This window comes from Streptomyces beijiangensis (assembly GCF_017315755.1).
Lineage (GTDB): Bacteria > Actinomycetota > Actinomycetes > Streptomycetales > Streptomycetaceae > Streptomyces > Streptomyces beijiangensis.
In genome coordinates this window covers 1-396 of record NZ_JAFLRJ010001434.1, presented here as the reverse complement: position 1 = coordinate 396, position 396 = coordinate 1, and the positions used below count along the sequence as shown (strand labels likewise).

1 pseudogene is annotated in these 396 nt (G+C 75.0%); it reads right to left on the bottom strand.

Features of this window, described 5'->3' with window-relative positions:
- Positions 1-396: pseudogene (locus tag J0695_RS42160) on the bottom strand (hypothetical protein); the annotation flags it as partial.

Sequence of the window (396 nt, the reverse complement as noted above, 5' to 3'; positions counted from 1 at the left end):
CTAGTCTCGTGGGCTCGGCCAGGCGGTTGACGGCGTCCTTGGCGGCGGCCAGCGGTGTGCGCAGGTCGTGGCTGATGGCGTGCAGCACGGCGGTACGGGCGCGGTCGGCCTCGGCGATCGGGCGCGCCTTTTCGGCCTGTTCCTCCAGACGCTGCTGGCGCAGGGCGACGGCGGCCTGGGCCGCGTACGCCTCCAGTACCCGCCGGGCCGCCGCGGGGAGGGGATGGCCGCGCAGGACCAGCGACAGTCCGTCGCCGACCGGGATGTCGGCGTCGCCTTCGTCGGGGGTGGCACACGGCTCGTCGCCCACGCCGGCGGCGATATGCCATCTGCCGGGGTCGCGTTGGCGGTCGGGGGTCAGGGAGGTGCCGGGTCTGCGTTCGAGCAGGGTGACCG